Annotated in this window: 20 protein-coding genes and 1 tRNA gene; 9 read left to right on the top strand and 12 right to left on the bottom strand. The window is 60.5% G+C overall.

Annotated features, from left to right (window positions below; translation table 11 throughout):
* Positions 1 to 186: 186 nt before the first annotated feature.
* Positions 187 to 262 (bottom strand) — tRNA-Trp (locus AAFO90_RS14585).
* A 184-nt stretch (positions 263 to 446) separates the two neighbouring features.
* On the opposite strand from AAFO90_RS14585, the gene AAFO90_RS14580 reads away from it, so the two are divergent.
* On the top strand, positions 447 to 1151 hold the full coding sequence (locus AAFO90_RS14580; protein WP_347509841.1) for a DUF374 domain-containing protein: 705 nt from the start codon (positions 447 to 449) through the stop codon (positions 1149 to 1151).
* Between the two features lie 109 nt (positions 1152 to 1260).
* Here AAFO90_RS14580 and tuf read toward each other — a convergent pair whose 3' ends face one another.
* The 3 genes from tuf to AAFO90_RS14565 form a co-directional block, all read right to left on the bottom strand.
* Positions 1261 to 2436: an elongation factor Tu gene (tuf, locus tag AAFO90_RS14575; protein WP_065271478.1), complete on the bottom strand. Its 1176-nt coding sequence runs from the start codon at positions 2434 to 2436 to the stop codon at positions 1261 to 1263.
* A 170-nt stretch (positions 2437 to 2606) separates the two neighbouring features.
* Positions 2607 to 3161 (bottom strand): hypothetical protein, encoded by a 555-nt coding sequence (locus AAFO90_RS14570; RefSeq protein ID WP_274869327.1) that lies wholly within the window; start codon positions 3159 to 3161, stop codon positions 2607 to 2609.
* A gap of 139 nt (positions 3162 to 3300) precedes the next feature.
* Entirely contained in the window at positions 3301 to 5649 is a 2349-nt protein-coding gene (locus tag AAFO90_RS14565) for a DNA topoisomerase IV subunit A (protein ID WP_347509840.1), read from the bottom strand.
* A 281-nt stretch (positions 5650 to 5930) separates the two neighbouring features.
* On the opposite strand from AAFO90_RS14565, the gene AAFO90_RS14560 reads away from it, so the two are divergent.
* The 6 genes from AAFO90_RS14560 to AAFO90_RS14535 all read left to right on the top strand — a co-directional run bounded on the left by AAFO90_RS14560 (position 5931) and on the right by AAFO90_RS14535 (position 10408).
* Positions 5931 to 6722: an SH3 domain-containing protein gene (locus AAFO90_RS14560; RefSeq protein WP_347509839.1), complete on the top strand. Its 792-nt coding sequence runs from the start codon at positions 5931 to 5933 to the stop codon at positions 6720 to 6722.
* Between the two features lie 45 nt (positions 6723 to 6767).
* The gene (locus tag AAFO90_RS14555) at positions 6768 to 7598 is read left to right on the top strand and encodes an SDR family NAD(P)-dependent oxidoreductase (RefSeq protein WP_347509838.1); all 831 of its coding nucleotides are present in this window, start codon (positions 6768 to 6770) and stop codon (positions 7596 to 7598) included.
* 71 nt (positions 7599 to 7669) lie between these two features.
* On the top strand, positions 7670 to 7873 hold the full coding sequence (locus AAFO90_RS14550; RefSeq protein WP_065271503.1) for a twin transmembrane helix small protein: 204 nt from the start codon (positions 7670 to 7672) through the stop codon (positions 7871 to 7873).
* 6 nt (positions 7874 to 7879) lie between these two features.
* The gene (locus tag AAFO90_RS14545; RefSeq protein ID WP_274834407.1) at positions 7880 to 8452 is read left to right on the top strand and encodes a cob(I)yrinic acid a,c-diamide adenosyltransferase; all 573 of its coding nucleotides are present in this window, start codon (positions 7880 to 7882) and stop codon (positions 8450 to 8452) included.
* A 268-nt stretch (positions 8453 to 8720) separates the two neighbouring features.
* On the top strand, positions 8721 to 9479 hold the full coding sequence (locus tag AAFO90_RS14540) for an electron transfer flavoprotein subunit beta/FixA family protein (protein WP_065271505.1): 759 nt from the start codon (positions 8721 to 8723) through the stop codon (positions 9477 to 9479).
* Positions 9479 to 10408: an FAD-binding protein gene (locus tag AAFO90_RS14535; RefSeq protein WP_347509837.1), complete on the top strand. Its 930-nt coding sequence runs from the start codon at positions 9479 to 9481 to the stop codon at positions 10406 to 10408. The genes AAFO90_RS14540 and AAFO90_RS14535 overlap by 1 nt, the downstream gene beginning before the upstream one ends.
* A gap of 154 nt (positions 10409 to 10562) precedes the next feature.
* Here AAFO90_RS14535 and AAFO90_RS14530 read toward each other — a convergent pair whose 3' ends face one another.
* Complete coding sequence (locus AAFO90_RS14530) at positions 10563 to 11399, bottom strand: DUF6473 family protein (protein ID WP_347509836.1); 837 nt, start codon at positions 11397 to 11399, stop codon at positions 10563 to 10565.
* A gap of 155 nt (positions 11400 to 11554) precedes the next feature.
* Here AAFO90_RS14530 and AAFO90_RS14525 point away from each other — a divergent pair, with 155 nt between their 5' ends.
* Positions 11555 to 12430, top strand: a complete 876-nt coding sequence (locus tag AAFO90_RS14525; protein ID WP_347509835.1) for a 3-hydroxybutyryl-CoA dehydrogenase — start codon at positions 11555 to 11557, stop codon at positions 12428 to 12430.
* A 111-nt stretch (positions 12431 to 12541) separates the two neighbouring features.
* Here the strand turns inward: AAFO90_RS14525 and AAFO90_RS14520 are convergent, their stop codons facing one another.
* Genes AAFO90_RS14520 through AAFO90_RS14490 form a run of 7 tightly spaced genes read right to left on the bottom strand, consistent with a single transcriptional unit; the run spans position 12542 to position 17953 of the window.
* Positions 12542 to 13444, bottom strand: coding sequence for a lysophospholipid acyltransferase family protein (locus AAFO90_RS14520; RefSeq protein WP_347509834.1), 903 nt, complete (start codon positions 13442 to 13444; stop codon positions 12542 to 12544).
* Positions 13445 to 13480: 36 nt separating this feature from the next.
* Entirely contained in the window at positions 13481 to 13750 is a 270-nt protein-coding gene (locus tag AAFO90_RS14515) for an HPr family phosphocarrier protein (RefSeq protein ID WP_065271509.1), read from the bottom strand.
* 9 nt (positions 13751 to 13759) lie between these two features.
* A complete protein-coding gene (locus tag AAFO90_RS14510) occupies positions 13760 to 14158 on the bottom strand; it encodes a PTS sugar transporter subunit IIA (RefSeq protein ID WP_065271510.1) in 399 nt (132 codons plus the stop codon).
* 21 nt (positions 14159 to 14179) lie between these two features.
* Positions 14180 to 15046, bottom strand: coding sequence for an RNase adapter RapZ (rapZ, locus tag AAFO90_RS14505; protein WP_065271511.1), 867 nt, complete (start codon positions 15044 to 15046; stop codon positions 14180 to 14182).
* The gene (locus tag AAFO90_RS14500; protein WP_347509833.1) at positions 15039 to 15476 is read right to left on the bottom strand and encodes an HPr kinase/phosphatase C-terminal domain-containing protein; all 438 of its coding nucleotides are present in this window, start codon (positions 15474 to 15476) and stop codon (positions 15039 to 15041) included. The genes rapZ and AAFO90_RS14500 overlap by 8 nt, the downstream gene beginning before the upstream one ends.
* Before the next feature lie 21 nt (positions 15477 to 15497).
* Entirely contained in the window at positions 15498 to 17213 is a 1716-nt protein-coding gene (locus tag AAFO90_RS14495; RefSeq protein ID WP_347509832.1) for a sensor histidine kinase, read from the bottom strand.
* 32 nt (positions 17214 to 17245) lie between these two features.
* Positions 17246 to 17953, bottom strand: coding sequence for a response regulator transcription factor (locus AAFO90_RS14490; RefSeq protein ID WP_065271513.1), 708 nt, complete (start codon positions 17951 to 17953; stop codon positions 17246 to 17248).
* Positions 17954 to 18296: 343 nt separating this feature from the next.
* On the opposite strand from AAFO90_RS14490, the gene AAFO90_RS14485 reads away from it, so the two are divergent.
* Positions 18297 to 19895: a phosphoenolpyruvate carboxykinase gene (locus tag AAFO90_RS14485; RefSeq protein WP_347509831.1), complete on the top strand. Its 1599-nt coding sequence runs from the start codon at positions 18297 to 18299 to the stop codon at positions 19893 to 19895.
* Positions 19896 to 20090 lie beyond the last annotated feature (195 nt).

The raw sequence follows: 20090 nt of genomic DNA, 5'->3' as shown, positions 1-20090 counted from the left end.
GCCATAGCCTTGAAGGCATGGTCCATTTCTGGATGAACACGCCCTTAGCCGAGATCCGGGAATGGCGCCAGGGCTGCTCTCGATCAGCCAGAGCAGCCCTGGCGCCAGACAATAACTGCCACCAGACGCCAACTACCAAATGGTCGCCAGCGGTTTGGCTTCGTCTATGTTGGCGTTTGATTGGAATGGCAGGGGCAGCAGGGTTCGAACCCGCGACCTACGGTTTTGGAGACCGTCGCTCTACCAACTGAGCTATACCCCTACGGTGCGGCAGTTCCTAAGCCACCACCGCGCAGGAGGCAAGAGGGAAATGGCCGGAAATGCGGGGAAAGTCCCTCTCCTCTTCCTCTCCCTTTGCTGTCACGCCCGCATACAGGCCTTGTCATGCCCTGTGGGGTGGCAGCGGGCCATCCGCTGCTTTATGACAGAGCCAAAAGGACCCTGCCGTGAGCCTGAGAAAACGCATCGCAGACAGCCCGCGCTTCAACCGCACCATTGAGGGGCTGTTCGCCGCCTACGTCCGATTCGCTTATCGCAGCTCACGCTGGCAACGCAGCGGCTTCGAGGAGATGGACGCCTGCGTCAAACGCGGCGAGCCGGTCATATTTGTTCTGTGGCATCAGCGGCTGATCATGGCGCCCTACCTGTTCGATACCTCTCTGGGGCGCATCTGCGCCCTGACCTCGGCGGCGCGGGCCGGACGGCTGGCCGGGCAAATCCTGGTGCGGCTTGGTTTCGAGACCATCCCGATGTCCAGCCACAAGCGCCACGTTGCCCTGTCGCGGGAGGTGCTGCGCCGCACCAAGGAAGGCTGTTCCATCGGGATCGCGGCCGACGGGCCGCGCGGCCCTGCCAGGATTTCCTCGGGCGTGCCGATCACCTGGGCCCGCATGACCGGCTGCCGGGTCTTCACCGTGGCCTTTGCGGAAAAGAAGGTCCTGAAGCTGCCCACCTGGGACAAGCAGATGCTGCCGCTACCGTTTTCCCGCGGTGTGCTGATCTGTCAGGAATGGCAGGAAACCGTTCCTAAGAAACCGACAGACGACGAAGCAGAGGCCCTGAGGCAAAGCCTTGAGCAGGCTCTGGACCAAATTACCGACAAGGCAGACCAGGCCGCCGAGCGCGTGCCTGATCCGATCAAATCCGCCTGAGGCCAAACGATTCCATTGCCGAAGCGGCCCCCGTCCTGCTCAGCTCCGTGCACATAGAAAAAGGGCGCCACTGGGGCGCCCTTTCCGTTTGATCATTCGCGAGTGCGAATTACTCGATGATCTTCGACACAACGCCAGCGCCGACGGTGCGGCCGCCTTCACGGATGGCGAAACGCAGACCGTCTTCCATCGCGATCGGGGCGATCAGTTCAACTTCGAACTTCAGGTTGTCGCCCGGCATCACCATCTCGGTGCCTTCCGGCAGGGTTACGGTGCCGGTCACGTCGGTGGTCCGGAAGTAGAACTGCGGACGGTAGTTCGCAAAGAACGGGGTGTGACGGCCACCTTCTTCTTTGGTCAGAATATATGCTTCTGCCTCGAATTTGGTGTGCGGGGTCACGGAGCCCGGCTTACACAGAACCTGACCACGCTCAACGCCGTCACGGTCAACGCCACGCAGCAGCGCGCCGATGTTGTCGCCGGCTTCGCCGCGGTCCAGCAGCTTGCGGAACATCTCAACACCGGTGCAGGTGGTTTTCTTGGTGTCGTGGATGCCGACGATTTCGATTTCGTCGCCAACGTTGATCACGCCACGCTCAACACGGCCGGTCACAACGGTACCACGACCGGAGATCGAGAACACGTCTTCGATCGGCATCAGGAACGGCAGGTCAACGGCACGCTCGGGGGTCGGGATGTACTCATCCACAGCCGCCATCAGTTCCTTGATTTTGTTTTCGCCGATTTCCGGGTCACGGCCTTCCATCGCCGCCAGAGCGGAACCTGCGATGATCGGGATATCGTCGCCCGGGAAGTCGTAGGAAGACAGCAGTTCGCGGATTTCCATCTCGACGAGCTCGAGCAGCTCTTCGTCGTCGACCTGGTCAACCTTGTTCATGAACACGACCAGCGCCGGAACGCCAACCTGACGCGCCAGCAGGATGTGCTCGCGGGTCTGCGGCATCGGGCCGTCAGCTGCGTTCACAACCAGGATCGCGCCGTCCATCTGCGCCGCACCGGTGATCATGTTTTTCACATAGTCAGCGTGGCCGGGGCAGTCGACGTGGGCGTAGTGGCGGTTCTCGGTCTCGTATTCCACGTGGGCGGTCGAGATGGTGATGCCGCGGGCTTTTTCTTCCGGTGCGCCGTCGATCTGGTCGTAGGCTTTGAAGTCACCGAAGTATTTGGTGATCGCTGCGGTCAGCGTGGTTTTGCCGTGGTCAACGTGGCCAACGGTGCCGATGTTGACGTGCGGTTTATTACGCTCAAACTTTTCCTTAGCCATTCTCTTGGCGCCCTTTTGAAATGTGGGGTCCCTATGCGACCCGGTTTCCTCTGCGCGCGCCGATTATTTGGTTTACGCGCAAAAATCAACCCGTTCCTGCTTGACAGTCGTGGATTTGGCAAACTTCGTCCAGATTGATGTGGTTTCGCACCCCGGAGCGGGGCAATGCCCTACTCAGCGGCCTCGGCCCGCAGATCGAACCAGCCGTTTTCCTTGTGCTGTTCGGCCATCCATTCTTCCACCGCATCGGCGATATTCAGCGACAATCCGGCGATCTGTTCTTCCTTGGTCCGGCTGTGGCCCGAGCCGACAATCGCGCTTTCGCCTGTGGTGTCCTCGAAGATCTCCATCTGATGCTTGTCGGCAAGGAACTCTTCTTTTTCCACGTCGTAGACAAAGACATTCACAACCGCAACGCTTTTGGGATTGAACAGCACCGGCACCCCCGGCGGCGCCAGCATGAAGCCCTCAAGGGTCACGGCAACGTCGTACTCCTGCGGCCCGTCATAGCGGCGCAGGCGGGCTTCCAGCGCTGTTTTCATCGGCTCGATCCACTCCGATTGCTCCGCAGCGCGGGACATCGGCCATTTCAGCGCTTTTTCGGTATAAACATGGGCAACCCGCACCCGGAAGGCACCCAGATCCTCGGGAGGTTCGTCCAGCAGCGTTTCAGTGCAGGCCGAAAGCAGCGCAAGAAGGCCCAGAAAGGCAAGAAGTCGGGTCATTCCATTTCCCTTGTATGAAGCTGGTGTATGAGGCCGGTCGCGCACAGATAGGCAGAGCCGCGCGCGCCGGTAAAGACGCGCGTCAGCAACACCGACGGCAGGTGGCAAAGGGGGCACAGATTTTCCGCGCCCCGCACCATCACTTGAATTTATAGTTCCGCGGGAAGCCATAGGGCGGACGCTTGCCGACACCGGCGCGTTTGCCCAGCCATTGGCTCAGGTCCGTTTCATGGCGGGTCTTGCCGCCGCCCATTTCCCAGCTCAGGCCATCGTCCCAGTTGAAGGTGGTCACATCGCTGAGCCCACCGTCCAGTTCCAGCGAGCCCTGCTTGCCGCGCGCCATATTGTACTTTTGCAGGCGCACGCCCTTGCCGCGGGACAGTTCCGGCATTTCCTCGACCGAGAAGACCAGGAATTTGCCGTTTTCCGACACCACGGCCACGTGATCGCCGGTGACAGGCACACAGATTCGCGCCTGTTCGTCGTCCTTGACGTTCAACACCTGCTTGCCGCCGCGCGTCTGGGCCACGATGTCCTTTTCGGAGCAGATGAACCCGTTGCCCGCAGAAGAGGCGACCAGCAGCCGTCCTTCGGGGTTGTGGATCAGGATATCGACGATCTCAACCTCGTTGGGCAGGTCCACCATCAGGCGCACCGGTTCCCCCATGCCACGGCCACCGGGCAGGGTCGCAGCGCTGACCGTATAGAACCGTCCGTTGCTGCCAAAGACCAAAAGCCGGTCGGTGGTTTCCGCATGGAAGATAAAACGTGGCCCGTCGCCGTCCTTGAACTTCAATTCACGGTTCAGGTCGATATGGCCAGTCATGGCCCGGATCCAGCCCATCTGCGAACAGACAACGGTGATCGGTTCGCGGTCGATCATTGCCTCCAGCGGCACTTCCTCAACTTCTCCCGCCTCAGCGAACCGGGTACGTCGCGCGCCGCCTTCGTAGTTCTTGCCGAACTGCTTCTTGGTTTCCCGCAGCTGTTCGGTAATCCGGGTCCATTGCAGCTCTTCCGACCCCAAAAGTTCCACCAGCCCGGCGCGTTCCTCGCGCAGGACATCGCGTTCCCGGGTCAGCTCGATCTCTTCCAGCTTGCGCAAAGAGCGCAGCCGCATGTTGAGAATCGCCTCGGCCTGAACCTCGGACAGCTCTCCGGTGCCTACACCGGGTGTTTTGTAGTCCGCCTCGTCATAGGCACGAGGGTGATCCTTCGACCAATCCTCCCGCATCAGAGCGGCCTTGGGGTCCTCATCATAGCGGATGATGTCGATCACCCGATCGAGGTTGAGGAAGGCGATGATGAAACCGTCCAGAACCTCCAGCCGGTGGTCGATCTTGGCCATCCGGTGGCGCGAGCGGCGCTGCAGCACGTCGCGGCGGTGATCAAGAAAGGCGCGCAGTACCTCTTTCATCGAGCAGACCTTGGGCGTGACCCCGTCGATCAGCACGTTCATGTTAAGCGAGAAGCGCAGCTCCAGATCGGAGTTGCGATAGAGCATGCCCATCAGCACATCGGGGTCGACGTTCTTGGAGCGCGGCTCCAGCACGATGCGAATGTCATCGGCACTCTCGTCCCGCACATCGCCGAGAATCGGCACCTTCTTGGTCTGGATCAGCTCGGCGATTTTTTCGATCAGCTTGGATTTCTGAACCTGATAGGGGATTTCCGTGACCACGATCTGCCACTGACCCCGGCCAAGGTCCTCGACCTCATGGGTAGCGCGCAGCCGGAAGGAGCCACGCCCGGTGCGATAGGCCTTAGCGATGTTTTCCTGTGGCTCGACGATCACGCCGCCAGTCGGGAAGTCCGGCCCCGGCACATATTTCAGCAGAGTATCATCATCGGCGCCCGGCGCCTTGATCAGGTGGATACAGGCGTCGATCAGCTCGGCAATGTTATGCGGCGGAATATTGGTCGCCATACCCACGGCAATGCCGCTGGCGCCATTGGCCAGAATGTTCGGGAAGGTCGCAGGCAAAACCGCCGGTTCGGTCAGGCGGCCATCGTAGTTGTCGCGAAAATCGACGGCATCCTCGTTCAGACCGTCCAGCATCGCCTCGGCGACAAAAGTCATGCGCGCCTCGGTGTAGCGCGAGGCCGCCGGGTTATCGCCATCGATATTGCCGAAGTTGCCCTGACCGTCGACAAGCGGGTAGCGAACGTTGAAATCCTGCGCCAGACGCGCCATCGCATCATAGATCGCCGCGTCGCCGTGGGGGTGGAAATCCCCCATGGTGTCGCCGGAAATCTTCGCTGATTTCAGAAAGCCTCCGGTCGAATTCAACCGCAACCGGTTCATCGCATAAAGAATGCGCCGATGCACCGGCTTCAGCCCGTCACGCGCATCGGGCAGCGCCCGGTGCATGATCGTGCTCAGCGCATAGGTCAGGTAACGCTCGCCAATGGCGCGGCGCAGCGGTTCCAGCACTTCGCCGTTCTGCGGCGCGGAGGGGAGGTCGGGGTCTTCTACCAAGTCACTCATTCCGTGGTAATACTGCCCCCATGTGCCGCGGTAAAGCGGCGCGTTGTCCTCCCCCAGCCCGGATTTTCTCCCATGGCACCACTTGGGGGAGAAGAAATCGGACTCTCCCCTGTGTTTACGATCCTTTTTCACCTAGGCTTAAACCCGCGCAGCCTAATGTTCTGGCGTCAGTGCCACAGGGTCGAACAGCAGGATTCGGCCGCCACCGCCCACGAACGATGCCGCAGGGGCATCTGCCTCGGGCTGTCGTTAAATATTGCTATTCTCCGGGGGACCACGCCATGTCGCGCTTTGTTCTGGCGTCTTTTGCCTTCCTTGGCTGGGGGTTCTATGAGCTCAGCGGCGGGGCGGATTTTACGCCGCCGCAACGGCCTGTGGTGGAAAAGAGCGCGGCCACGGACCCCGCAGACAGCCCGGCCAAACCCGCAACAACCCGCAATGAGATAACCGTCACCGCAAGCTCTCTGGTGACCCGGACCTCTCTTGATCAGCGACACAAGGCCCTGGCGCAGGCACGTGCCGCTGGCCAGCAGGGCCTATCCCCCAATTTATCCCCCAATCAGGGCGCCCAAGAGGCCGCTGCCAAGGATGGCACAGCCGCGTCCAGCGCCACCTCCCCCCGCGAGACCGACAGCTCCCCGGGCACCCCACCGTTCGTTACATCACGGACCTCTGCGGCGCGGGTGATCTCCGCCGGGCTGGACACCGGAGGAATGGAACTTGCCTCGCTTGAAGAGGGCCTTGGCGGCGGGATGCAACTCGGCTTGCAAGGTCTAGGCACAACTCAGACGCCCCTGGCGGCCGCCACCAACCAACCCCCGGCGCCAGGCACGGCTTTGCTTGCCCCCGGGCTGACGGAAGACCCCGCAACGGACAAACGCAGCATCCGGGCCGCGCGGGTCAATATGCGGCAGGGGCCGGGCACCGCCTATCCGATCATCACCCGCCTGCTGGCTGGAGACGAAGTGATCGTGATCGGGGACAGCGGCACCGGCTGGCTGCATCTGCGCACCCCGGACAATGAACATTTTGGCTGGATCGCCGCTTCACTGGTGAGTCAAAAGGCCCCATAACTGCGCTGGCGCGGGTATCCCCCGCGCAGATGCAATGGGGGCAATATGCAAAAAACCATCCTGATTACGGGCTGTTCTTCGGGCATCGGACTGGATGCGGCGCGCGGCATGCGGGATCGTGGCTGGCGGGTCTTTGCCTCCTGCCGCCGGCAGCAAGACTGCGACCGGATGCGCGATGAAGGTTTTGACAGCCCGCTGATCGACTACACCCGGCCAGACACCATCACGGACGGGCTGAAGCAGGTGCTGACCGCAACCGGCGGGGGCCTTGATGTGTTGTTCAACAACGGCGCGCACGGGCTGCCCGGCGCAGTCGAGGATCTGCCGACCGAGGCGCTGCGTGACATCTTCGAAAGCAATTTCTTTGGCTGGCACGAGCTGACACGCCAGGTGCTGCCGGTGATGCGGGCGCAAGGCCATGGGCGCATCGTGCAGAACTCGTCCATTCTGGGTCTGGTGACCTTCCCGTGGCGCGGCGCCTATGTGGCAACCAAATACGCCATCGAAGGGCTGACGGATACGCTCCGGATCGAACTGACGGACACCAACATCCATGTGATCCTGATCGAGCCCGGCCCAGTGACATCGAAGATTCGCGAAAACTCTATCCCGCATTTCGAACGCTACGTGGATTGGCGCGCCTCACCCCTGCGCGCCCGTTATGAGGAGAGCCTGCTGAAACGGCTTTACGAAAGCAAAGGCCCCGACCGGTTCGAACTCCCGGCCTCGGCGGTGACGGCGAAACTGATCCATGCCTGCGAGTCGCCTCGCCCCCGCCCGCGCTATTACGTAACCACGCCGACCCATATCGCGGGCTTCCTGCGCCGGATTTTGCCAACCCGGTCAATTGACCGCATCCTGGCGCGGCTTAGATAGCTGATTCGCGGTCGCCATCCGCCCATGCAGGCGATAGACCGGGGCAACGCAAATGCTAAGGAGCAAGAGCAATGGGTGATCCGCTCTATATTCTGGCCATCCTGGCCATGGCGGCCGTGGTGATCGTTCTGGTGATCGGCCTTGGTGGCTTTGGTAAAGGCGGCGCCTTCAACCACAAGTACGGCAACAAGATGATGCGCCTCCGGCTGCTGTTCCAGTTCATTGCCGTTGTACTGGTGGCCGCCTATGTCTACCTGCGCAATCAGGGAGGATAAGAAATCATGGTTGTTCTGAACAAGATTTACACCCGCACCGGTGACAAGGGCGATACGGCTCTGGGCAATGGTGACCGGGTTGCGAAACATTCGGCCCGGGTCACCGCCTATGGCACCTCGGACGAGTTGAACGCCTTTGTCGGCGTTGCCCGTCTTGAGGCCTCAGGTGAAATGGATGCCGCCCTTGCCCGCATCCAGAACGACCTTTTCGATCTGGGGGCCGACCTTTGCCGCCCGGACATGGATAAGGACGGCGAATCGGAATACCCGCCGCTGCGCATGGTGCCCAGTCAGGTCGACCGGCTCGAGGCCGAGATCGATGTGATGAACAAAGAGCTGGCGCCGCTGCGCAGTTTTGTTTTGCCAGGCGGGTCGAAACTGGCTGCCCATCTGCACGTCTGCCGCACCGTGGCGCGCCGCGCTGAACGCCTGGCCACCGAGCTTGCCACCGAAGAAGACGTGAATCCGGCAGCGGTCAAATATCTCAACCGCCTGTCCGACTGGTTTTTCGTCGCCTCCCGCGCCGCCAATGACAATGGCGATCTGGATGTGCTCTGGGTTCCGGGCGCCAACCGCTGACCCCCGGATCATCGCCTCTGCGAATCGCAGGGGCCCAAGACATGCCCCGGCGACAACGCCGGGGTGGAAATCTGCCGTGGCGGCAGGCAGGGGCGCTTGCGAAACATTCTTGCAAAAATGATGCGCCAAACACGCGGACGCGACGTCCGGGGCCGCTAACATGACGATTTTTCACTGTTGCCCGCACCACTGACCCGGTATCAACGGCGCGAGAGCATGGAGGCCCGCCGTCCCCACGGCAGGCCGTTTGTTAAGGAGAGAACGCAAAATGAAGGTACTCGTGCCTGTCAAACGCGTGATTGACTATAACGTGAAGGTCCGCGTGAAAGCGGACGGAAGCGGTGTCGATCTCGCCAACGTCAAAATGTCGATGAACCCCTTTGACGAAATCGCCGTCGAAGAGGCCATTCGCCTGAAAGAAGCCGGTAAGGCGGATGAGGTCGTTGCGGTCTCGATCGGCGTAAAACAGGCACAGGAAACCCTGCGCACCGCGCTGGCCATGGGCGCAGACCGCGCCATCCTGGTTGTCGCCGCCGATGACGTGCACACCGATATCGAGCCTCTGGCCGTGGCCAAGATCCTCGCCAAGGTCGTCGAGGAAGAGCAGCCCGGTCTGGTGCTCGCAGGCAAACAGGCGATCGACAACGACATGAACGCCACCGGTCAGATGCTGTCCGCACTGCTGGGCTGGTCGCAGGGCACCTTTGCTTCCGAAGTCGACATCGACGGCGACAGCGCCAAGGTTACCCGCGAGGTAGACGGCGGTCTGCAGACCATCTCCGTCAAGATGCCCGCCATCGTCACCGTGGACCTGCGCCTCAACGAGCCGCGCTATGCCTCGCTGCCGAACATCATGAAGGCCAAGAAAAAGCCGCTGGACGAGAAAACCGCTGCCGATTACGGCGTCGACGTCTCCCCGCGTCTCGAGATCGTCTCCACCACCGAACCGCAGGCCCGCTCGGCTGGCATCATGGTCGGTTCGGTTGACGAACTGGTTGCGAAACTCAAAGAAGCGGGGGCTGTGTAATGGCTGTTCTTCTCCTTGCTGAAGTGAATAATGGCGAACTGGCGATGGACGCCACCGCCAAGGCTGTCTCCGCCTCCAAGGCGCTGGGCGATGTGACCGTGCTTTGTGCCGGTGCATCGGCTGCTGCCGCGGGCGACGCTGCTGCCAAGATCGACGGCGTGGCCAAGGTGCTGGTCGCCGAGGACGCCTCGCTGGGTCACCGTCTGGCGGAACCCACTGCCGCACTGATCGTGTCGCTGGCTGGTGATTACAGCCACATCGTGGCGCCTGCGACCACCGATGCCAAGAACGTGCTGCCGCGCGTTGCGGCGCTGCTGGACGTGATGGTGATCTCGGATGTGACCGCTGTTGTCGACGCCGATACCTTCGAGCGTCCGATCTACGCCGGTAACGCGATCCAGACCGTGAAGTCGAAAGACGCCAAGAAGGTCATCTCCTTCCGGACTTCGACCTTTGACGCAGCTGGCGAAGGCGGCTCTGCCGCTGTTGAAACCACCGGCGCATCCGAGAACCCCGGCCTGTCCGAATGGGTCGAAGACAAGGTTGCCGAAAGCGACCGCCCCGAGCTGACCTCGGCTGGCGTTGTTGTCTCCGGTGGTCGCGGTGTCGGCTCCGAAGAGGACTTCAAACTGATCGAAGGTCTGGCGGACAAGCTGGGCGCTGCGGTTGGTGCGTCCCGTGCTGCGGTCGATTCCGGCTATGCGCCGAACGACTGGCAGGTGGGTCAGACCGGTAAGGTCGTCGCCCCCGAGCTTTATGTCGCGGTCGGCATCTCCGGCGCGATCCAGCACCTGGCGGGCATGAAGGATTCGAAGATCATCGTCGCGATCAACAAGGACGAAGAGGCACCGATCTTCCAGGTTGCCGATTATGGCCTCGTGGCAGACCTGTTCCAGGCCGTCCCCGAACTCACCGAAAAACTGGGCTAAAAGCCCTGGCTCCGGCCCGGCACACGCCGGGCCACACAGAGCCACATGTCATCAAAAAAGGCCCGCATCCGATGCGGGCCTTTTGCGTTCTGTATACTTCGAAAACCAGGCAGCAGGTCGGCCACCCTACTGACCGGCAGCTATCACATGCGGGTCAGCCCGCTGCTTTGCGCTGCCCCAGGATACCCTGCAGCTTCTCAGCCGTGGCGCATCCAATCCGGTTGTGTTCCTTCGGCCCCAGCATATGGCGTGCCGTCGGCAGGTCGAGCGGCCCCATGTCCATGCCCATGACGTCATTCGCCAACCCTGCGGTGGCAACGGGGAGCTCTACCACCCCATTGACCAAGGGCCTCAGAGAATCGACCATCGCCTGATCGACCAGGACCGGTTCACGTCCGAACATTCCCACACCACCCAGATTATAGCGCAGCCACAGCAGCACCAACCGTCCGTCCATCGCAGTGATGAGATCACCCATGCGACTGACCCACACAGATTGCAGATGCAGGCAGAGGGTTTCAAACCGCTCCTCAGAGACGTTTTTGAGCTCGGTCAGCAGATGCTTGTTGAAATGAAACTCGGTGAAATCCACTTCCGGATAAAGGGCCTTCAGTTCAGGGCGGGCTTGCAGGAACCGGTCATTCCGGCGCGGATGCACCCGGTAATATTTGTTCGACAGGTTCTGGGCGCCCAGAAGCTGGAAGACGGCGATATCTGATTCCTTAGCCACCTTCATCAGGCTGTCATCGCTCATGAAACTGTCCAGCCCCGCGTTCACACCACCAAGGTTGACGCATGGCACATCCAGCAGGGATTCGGCCACGGCGGGAAACGGCTCAGCCACAAAGCGACCAAACACCTCTGTTCCGCCCAGAAATGCGATATAAGGTTTATTCAAGTCGCGTTCGGGTCCACGTACCTGCAGCCTTGAGCCTGCATAGCAACATGTTCCACCCGAAAGCGTCGAAACGCTTTGGAGTTCGTAACTCATAGTCCCACCAATTTTTCACCCGATACTCACTTTGAGCCTGAAAACTTGCAAATTTCCTAAAGCTCAAATTTGGTTAAAATACCCCTGCGCCAGCCTTGTGCCCCCCCCGAAACGACCGATAAGATCACCCGGCAGGCAGCCAGGGAGCCATCGGCATGGAAGTCAAAAAAATCGGCGTAATCGGAGCGGGACAGATGGGCAACGGCATTGCCCATGTCATGGCCGTTGCGGGTTATGACGTTGTTATCAATGATGTAAATCAGACCGCATTGGATGGCGCCGTGAGTGCGATCCAGAAGAACCTGGCCCGGCAGGCCAGTCGCGGCAAGATCAGCGAAGAGGACATGAATGCCGCCCTTGCGCGCATCACTCCGACGCTGGCTCTGCCCGATATCGGGGCCACCGATCTGGTCATCGAAGCGGCAACAGAGCGTGAAACCATCAAGCAGGCGATCTTTGAAGATCTGCAACCGCATCTGCAGCCGCATACGATTCTCACCTCGAACACCTCGTCTATCTCGATCACCCGTCTGGCGAGTCGCACCGACCGCCCTGAACGTTTCATGGGCTTCCACTTCATGAACCCGGTGCCAGTGATGCAGCTGGTCGAATTGATCCGCGGTATTGCCACCGACGAGGAGACCTTCACGGCATGTCAGACCGTGGTGGAGCGTCTGGGCAAGACCGCCGCCAGCGCCGAAGATTTCCCCGCCTTCATCGTCAATCGGATCCTGATGCCGATGATCAACGAAGCCGTCTACACCCTCTATGAAGGGGTTGGTTCGGTGAAATCCATCGACGAATCGATGAAGCTGGGCGCCAACCATCCGATGGGGCCGCTGGAACTGGCAGACTTCATCGGCCTGGACACCTGTCTTGCCATCATGAACGTGCTGCACGACGGGCTGGCCGACACCAAATACCGCCCCTGCCCGCTGCTGACCAAATATGTCGAGGCTGGCTGGCTGGGCCGCAAGACACAGCGCGGGTTCTATGACTATCGCGGGGAAACGCCAGTTCCGACGCGCTGATCACCGGGCTTTACAGACTGCTGCGGCGACGGCCCTATCCAAGGGCCTGCCCCGCAGCGGTCAAGCCGCTGCAGCGCGTCCTGTAGCGCATCCATCATTGCAGAAAGCGGATTACTTGTCGTCAGTCGGAGTTTCACTGCCCAGCGACAGGGTATGCTCCCGCAGCCATGCCATGAAGCCGCGCGGATCGCTGTGCAACCGCTCCATCTGCGCATCCGTCAGCGGCTCTCCGACCACTGGCGCCTGCGGCTTATTGCAGGAGCGCACGATTTCATGCAGCAGCAGCCCCTGACGCAGGATCGGAGAGATCCGGCAGGCAATCTGATACCAGCGCGAATTCGACCCCGGGAAGAAGATCGGAACCACACGCGCGCCAGAACGGCGGATCAGCTGCGCGGTGAACACGTTCCACTCCTGCTCGATAGCAGGGCCAAACCAGCTGTCCGACGACATCACCACACCCGAGGGGAACAGCGCCACAACGCCGCCTTCCTTTAAATGAGCCATGGTCTTCGCTCGCATTTCCACCATCTTGCGCTGCGCTTCAGGGTCATGGGGGAACGGCACCGGGATCATGAAGGAGGTCGCCGCCTCATCAAGCCCCGTCAGGACCGAGCGCGTCAGAATTCGGTAATCAAGCCGGATGCGACCAATCAGGTCAGCAAAGATCATGCCATCGACCATTCCGTGCGGGTGGTTCGCCACGATCACAACCGGACCTTCGGCGGGAATGTTACGGATCTGCTCTTCGGGCGTAAGCAGATCGATCCCCATCACGTTCAGCGCGCCGCGCCAGAATTTCTGGCCGCGGTACTGGGCATTCTGCTTTTCGAACTTCTTGACCATGCGCAGAATGGTCAGCTTGCCGGTGAACCATTCGATGGCGCGGATGGCAAGCGAGGTCCAGCGGTCGTCAAAGGAATTGGCATAGGTCAGGGTGCGCCGGTCATAGACCTCGCCCGTCTCCGACTCTGCCTTCAGGCCGCCGTCATGGTCATGCGCCGTATCCGCCACTTTGCCCTTCCCGTCTTCCACAGGTGCTTGTGCCCTTCAGTATCCTTCGCCGAATTTGTCGGCGACAAGAGCCTCCAAAGCCTCTGCCAGAGCCTCTGCGTCCGGCCCCGAAGTATCGACGTCAATAGTCGTTCCTTTCGAGGCTGCCAACATCAAAAGCCCCATGATACTGTCGCCGGAAGCTGACAGACCGTCCTTTGAAACCTCAGCCGTGGCATCAAAGCCTTCGACCACTTCGACCAGCTTTGCGGAGGCACGCGCATGCAGGCCTTTTTCATTTATGATCTTCAGCGTTTTAACTGCCATTGAAGTGTCTTACTCCCCTGCGGGGTTAATGTTCTGCGAGTTGATGTATTTGCGACCCGCCTCCATCGCCTGGCGCACGGCATCGGCAACCGGCAGGTGGCGGGATTTTGCCAGCTTGATCAGCATCGGAAGATTGGCGCCGTAAAGGATGCGCCGATCCGTGGGCGCACAGGCCCGTAGGCTGAGATTGGACGGAGAGCCACCAAACAGATCGGTGACGATCACAACGCCATCGCCGGTGTCCACATCGTCGGCGGCAATACAAATTTCGCGCTGTTTGTCGTCACGGTCATCGTCAGGTGCAATGGTAATCGCACGCAGGTTCGGCTGCTCGCCAACCACATGCTCAACGGCGGCCAGATACTCTCTGGCCAGCCCCCCATGCGCGACAATAACAATCCCGATCAACCCGGCCTCTCCGTTCCGCTGTTAGCGCTGCAGCTCGCGATGTCTAATTGACACCTGCTGCCCGTCTTCCGCAAGGGTCTTAGCCAGGGTTTCTGCCAGGGTCACCGAACGATGTTGCCCACCGGTACAGCCAAAGGCGATGGAGAGATGCGATTTCCCTTCGCTGCGAAAGGCGGGCAACAAAAACCGTACCATATCCACCACCCGCGCCATGAACCCGTCATACAGCGGGTCCTGTTTTACATAGTCCTGAACCGCAGCGTCGCGGCCATTCAGCGACCGCAGTGCCTCTTCCCAATAGGGGTTCGCCAGGAACCGGCAATCAAAGACCAGATCGACGCTGCGCGGCACACCGCGTTTGTAGGAAAAACTTTGTACGGACAGGGCCAGCGACCGCCCATCCGGCGCGAACCAATGTTCAATCTCGGCCTTCAGTTGGTGCACATTCATTTCGGAGGTGTCGAGCAGCATATCCGCGCGTTCTCGAATTGGCGCCATCAGGTCCTGCTCCCGCGCCACGCCAACCTCGGGCGTTTCTGCCGGGGCCAGTGGGTGCCTGCGCCGTGTTTCCGAATAACGCCGCAACAGAACATCGGGACGGGCATCCAGATAAAGAACCGTCAGCTCCGCGTCCTGCCGCGCCGCCAGCATTTCAATCATGTCGAGAAGGGCACCCGGAGCGAAATCCCGGTTGCGGCTGTCCAGCCCCAACGCCATTGGCGCGCTCACCCCTGCCGCCTCGATCAGGATCGGCAGCAGCCGCAGCGGCAGGTTGTCAATCGCCTCGAACCCCAGATCCTCCAGCACATTGATCGCCGTGGTGCGCCCGGCGCCGGACGGACCGGTGACCAGAACGATCGGCTGTGCATCGGGATCGACGTCAGGCATCAGGGTTCAGGGCTCCACATTTCAAATACTGCAACAGGGCTGGAGCGAAATGCGTTGCCTCCACGCGGTGTATCACGGGAAGATCCAGCCCCAGAATCGTTTCGGCAGACTGGGCCGGAAGCCGCCCGTCTGCAAGCCGGTCCAAGTCCACAATGGCACAGACAGCCGCCTGAGCGGTGTTTTCCGCGTGCAGGATGCCCAGACCGCGCGCTTCGATCAGGCCTGCGGTTGCCTTGGGCGGCCGCGCCACGACAGATCCACCATTGAGCGTGAGCAAAACCCGGTCGTCCGCGACCAGCTGCGCTCCATAGGCCATCAGTTGCAGGGACAGCGCCGATTTCCCACTGCCGGAAGCCCCCCGGATCAGGAGGCCACGCCCGTCAAGCGCTACACAGGAGGCATGTATACAATGGCTAAGGTCCTGCACCATCACAGGACCATCACAAGAGGATCACACCGGCAGGCCGACCACAAACCGCGCACCCAGCGGTTCAGAGGTGATGTCGGCTTCGGTCGGCCGGATATTCTCGGCCCAGATCACACCGCCATGCGCTTCGACGATCTGCTTTGAAATCGCCAGTCCAAGGCCGGAGTTATTGCCAAAATGCTCTTCCGGGCGCTGTGAGTAGAAGCGTTTAAAAATGTTCGATAGCGCCTGTTCGGGAATGCCCGGGCCGGTGTCCTCGACCACAATCAGCACCCGATTGGCCCGGCGTCGCGCCCAGACACGGATCGCATCGCCGTCCTCGCAAAAGGAAATCGCATTGGTGATCAGGTTGACGAACACCTGCGCCAGACGCGCCTCAAGTCCCTGAAGCATGATCGGTTGCGGCGGCAAGTCGGCGATATAGTCGATCCCCTTGGAGCGGGCATCTTCGCCAAGGAACTGGTTGAGATTGCCCAGCATGGTCAGGAGGTCGAATTCTTCTTCTTCTTCCTTGACCAGTTCGGCATCCAGTCGGGAAGCATTCGAGATATCGCTCACCAGCCGGTCAAGGCGGCGCACGTCGTGTTCGATCACTTCCATAAGCTTCTCCCGTTGGTCTTCGCGCTTTACCATCCGCAAGGTCCCGACTGCAGATTGCAGACTCGCCAAGGGATTCTTGATCTCATGTGCCACATCAGCTGCAAATTGTTCGTTACTATCGATGCGACTGTAGAGCGCTTTTACCATTCCGCGCAGCGCCCGGCTGAGACGACCAATCTCGTCAGGCCGTGCAGACAGGTCCGGGATACGTACCCGGCCGGGGTGACTTTTTCGGGCATCACGGTCGCGCCCGCTTTCGGCAGCCTCTGCCAGATCGGCAAGAGGATTGGCTATGGTCGAGGCAAGAACCAGGCTGAGCCCGACGGAAACCAGCAGCGCCACGACGAACATCTGCAACACGCGCTCGCGCTCGCCACGCACCAGCGCGTCGATTTCTCCGATGGGAGAGGCCAGGGCCACCACCCCGATCGCCTCGCCGCTCTGAAGGATCGGCGCCGCCGCCGAAAAGACCGTACCGCCCTTGGTATCTACGGCAGTATCAACCGTTGCCCCGGCGCCAAGGGCGTGCTCCGCCAACCTGCCCAATTGCGCCTCGAGCGTGAGACCCGAATCGGTGGCCTCCTCCCCGGATTTGAACACACTGCCCGCCGCCGACCACAGCGCCGACAGCCCGTCGGAGATAAGAGTTTTACCCTTTTGATTTTCATTCAGAGCATTCAGCGCATCCGAGCGCGCAACGCCTGTGACGCTGGCGATCAGGGTGCCACTGGCATCGAATACCATAGCTTCGACCCCGCCCCGCAGACTGATGCCGGACAGGGTGCCCTCGGCATCGATGCCGTCACCGGTGGCAAAGCTGACGCCGCCCTCCGCAGGCAGCTTGGCTTCAAACACATTGGCGATCAGGGTCGCTTCGGAAACCAGCGCACCTGCCTTTTGCCGAACCAGGCTCTGGCGCGAGGAGTTGAGGTAGAGAATCCCGGCGACAAGGATAATCAGCGCGATCAGGTTGAAGGTGATGATCTTGCGGGTCAAAGGTGAGCTCTTGAGTGAAAACACCCCGCGGCTGGCCCGGCGCACCTGCATCTCTTCCGTCACGGTTTGCTCTGGAGCGACCCAATCGTCGCCCAGAACCACATCCTCACCGGATGGTGGCAGTGTGCTGCCGGTATCGCGCATATCCCCCTGCCTCCCCAAACCGGATCTGACTCTTACTCTTCGTTGTAGCGGTAACCGATCCCATACAGCGTCTCGATCGCCGCAAAGTCGGAATCCGCGCTGCGCATCTTTTTGCGCAGGCGTTTGATGTGGCTATCGATGGTGCGGTCATCCACATAGACCTGATCGTCATAGGCCACATCCATCAGCTGATCGCGGCTTTTGACGAAACCGGGCCGCTGTGCCAGCGCCTGCAGCAGGAGGAACTCGGTCACGGTGAGCGAGACATCCTTGCCCTTCCAGCTGACCGCATGACGCAGCGGGTCCATACGTAGGTTGCCGCGCTCCATGACCTTGGTCTCTGTAACCGCAGCGCCTTCTACCGCGTCGCCGTTGATCGCTTCCTGGCGCCGCAGCAGGGCACGGATGCGTTCGACCAGCAGGCGTTGCGAAAACGGTTTCTTGACGTAGTCATCCGCCCCCATGCGCAGACCGAGAACCTCGTCGATCTCATCGTCCTTGGAGGTGAGGAAGATCACCGGCATCTGCGATTTCTGCCGCAGACGCTGCAGCAGATCCATGCCGTCCATGCGCGGCATCTTGATGTCCAGCACGGCCATATCCGGAAGCTTCTTGTTAAAAGCATCCAGGGCGGCCTGACCGTCGTTGTAGGTTTCGACCTCGAACCCTTCTGCCTCCAGCGTCATAGCCACCGAAGTCAGGATGTTTCTGTCGTCGTCCACCAAAGCAATCTTTGACATTGAATGCGCCCCTAAATCACTGCTCAGCTTTTCGCTTTTTACATTCCTTAATCGCCCTTCTCAGGCTGCGAATCAATCCCCATTGGCGAATCACGGCACCTTTGGGCCGCAATTAAGGCAAAAATGTCTTAGCACTCACTGAAGAAAGCGCTTCCTTTTGGCGACAAAAAAAATGGTTGCGCTAAACGTTCACTTGATGGCGCTAACTGCGCCAAAGCGTCCTGTTCACCGTGCAAAACGTCATGTTAAGACCCGGCTCACCGGTGTCGCTACCGGTGAATTGCCCCACGGCGCGGCTTTAGATGTATGCGGCTTCAAGCAGCCGCCACAGGAGAAAGAACACATGGCATCAGGACGGGTGAACCCACAATTCCGCCTCGAAGATCAAGGTATCGAGGGTCTGGGCAATGTCCATTACAACCTGATGGAGCCCGCGCTGATCGAAGCGGCGCTGAAACGGGATGAAGGCACACTGGGCAACGGCGGCGCCTTTCTCGTGACCACCGGCAAATTCACCGGTCGCTCCCCCAAGGACAAGCACGTGGTCAAGACCGAAACGGTTGCAGACACTATCTGGTGGGAAAACAACGCCGAGATGAGCCCCGAAGGCTTTGACGCGCTTTATGCCGACATGTTGGAGCACATGAAGGGTCGCGACTATTTCGTGCAAGATCTGGTTGGCGGTGCGGACCCCGCCCACGCGATCAACGTGCGCATGGTGACCGAACTTGCCTGGCACAGCCTGTTCATCCGCCACCTGCTGCGCCGTCCCGACCGCGAGGATCTGGACGAGTTCATGGCCGATTTCACCATCATCAACTGCCCCAGCTTCCAGGCTGACCCGGCCAAGCACAACTGCCGCAGCGAAACCGTGATCGCGCTGAACTTCGACAAGAAGCTGATCCTGATCGGCGGCACCGAATACGCGGGCGAGAACAAGAAATCGGTCTTCACCCTGCTGAACTACCTGCTGCCGGAAAAAGGCATCATGCCGATGCACTGCTCGGCCAACCACGCCAAGGGCAACCCGGTCGACGCCGCCGTGTTCTTTGGCCTGTCCGGCACCGGCAAGACCACCCTGTCCGCCGACCCGGACCGCGTGCTGATCGGTGATGACGAACATGGCTGGGCCGACAACGGCACCTTCAACTTCGAAGGCGGCTGCTATGCCAAGACCATCAACCTGAACCCCGAGGCAGAGCCGGAAATCTACGCCACTACCGAGAAATTCGGCACCGTGATCGAAAACATGGTCTTCGATCCCGAGACCTTTGAGCTCGACTTCGACGATGACAGCCTGACCGCCAACATGCGCTGCGCCTATCCGCTGGAGTATATCTCCAACGCATCCGGCACCGCCCGCGGTGGTCACCCCAAGAACATCATCATGCTGACCTGCGATGCCTTCGGTGTGCTGCCTCCGATTGCACGTCTGACCCCGGCGCAGGCGATGTATCACTTCCTTTCGGGCTTCACCTCCAAGGTGGCCGGCACCGAGCGCGGCGTGACCGAGCCGGAGCCGACCTTCTCCACCTGCTTCGGCGCGCCCTTCATGCCGCGCCGCCCCGAGGTCTACGGCAACCTGCTGCGTGACAAGATCGCCCAGCATGGCGCAACCTGCTGGCTGGTGAACACTGGCTGGACCGGTGGTGCCTATGGCATCGGTTCGCGGATGCCGATCAAGGCGACCCGCGGCCTGCTGACTGCCGCGCTGGACGGCTCGCTGGCAGAGGTCGAGTTCCGCAAGGACAGCAACTTTGGCTTTGACGTGCCGGTCGCCGTGCCCGGCGTTGCCGAAGTTCTGCTGGACCCGCGCCGCACTTGGGACGATCAGGACGCCTACGACAAGCAGGCCGCCAAACTGGTTCAGATGTTCGCAGACAACTTCGAACAGTATCTGCCCTACATCGACGAAGATGTGAAAGCCGCCGCAATCGGCTAAACTCTTTCGTCAGATCAAACGAAAAACCCGGCCATTGGCCGGGTTTTTTTGTATCACTAGAGGTCCGGAGCCTAGGGTCTGTGGACATTCAGGATTCCCAAGCTGGCTGAAATCTGATTCAAGCTTCCAAAATGGAGGTTTGAATGAACGAAGAGCGGTTTGTGTTGACAGATGAGGTCTGGGTCCGCCTTGCGC

Origin of the sequence: Phaeobacter sp. CAU 1743 (genome assembly GCF_039839315.1) — a bacterium.
Lineage (GTDB): Bacteria > Pseudomonadota > Alphaproteobacteria > Rhodobacterales > Rhodobacteraceae > Phycobacter > Phycobacter gallaeciensis_A.
Note: the sequence above shows the minus strand (reverse complement) of the source record. Positions and strands in the feature narration are given on the sequence as shown.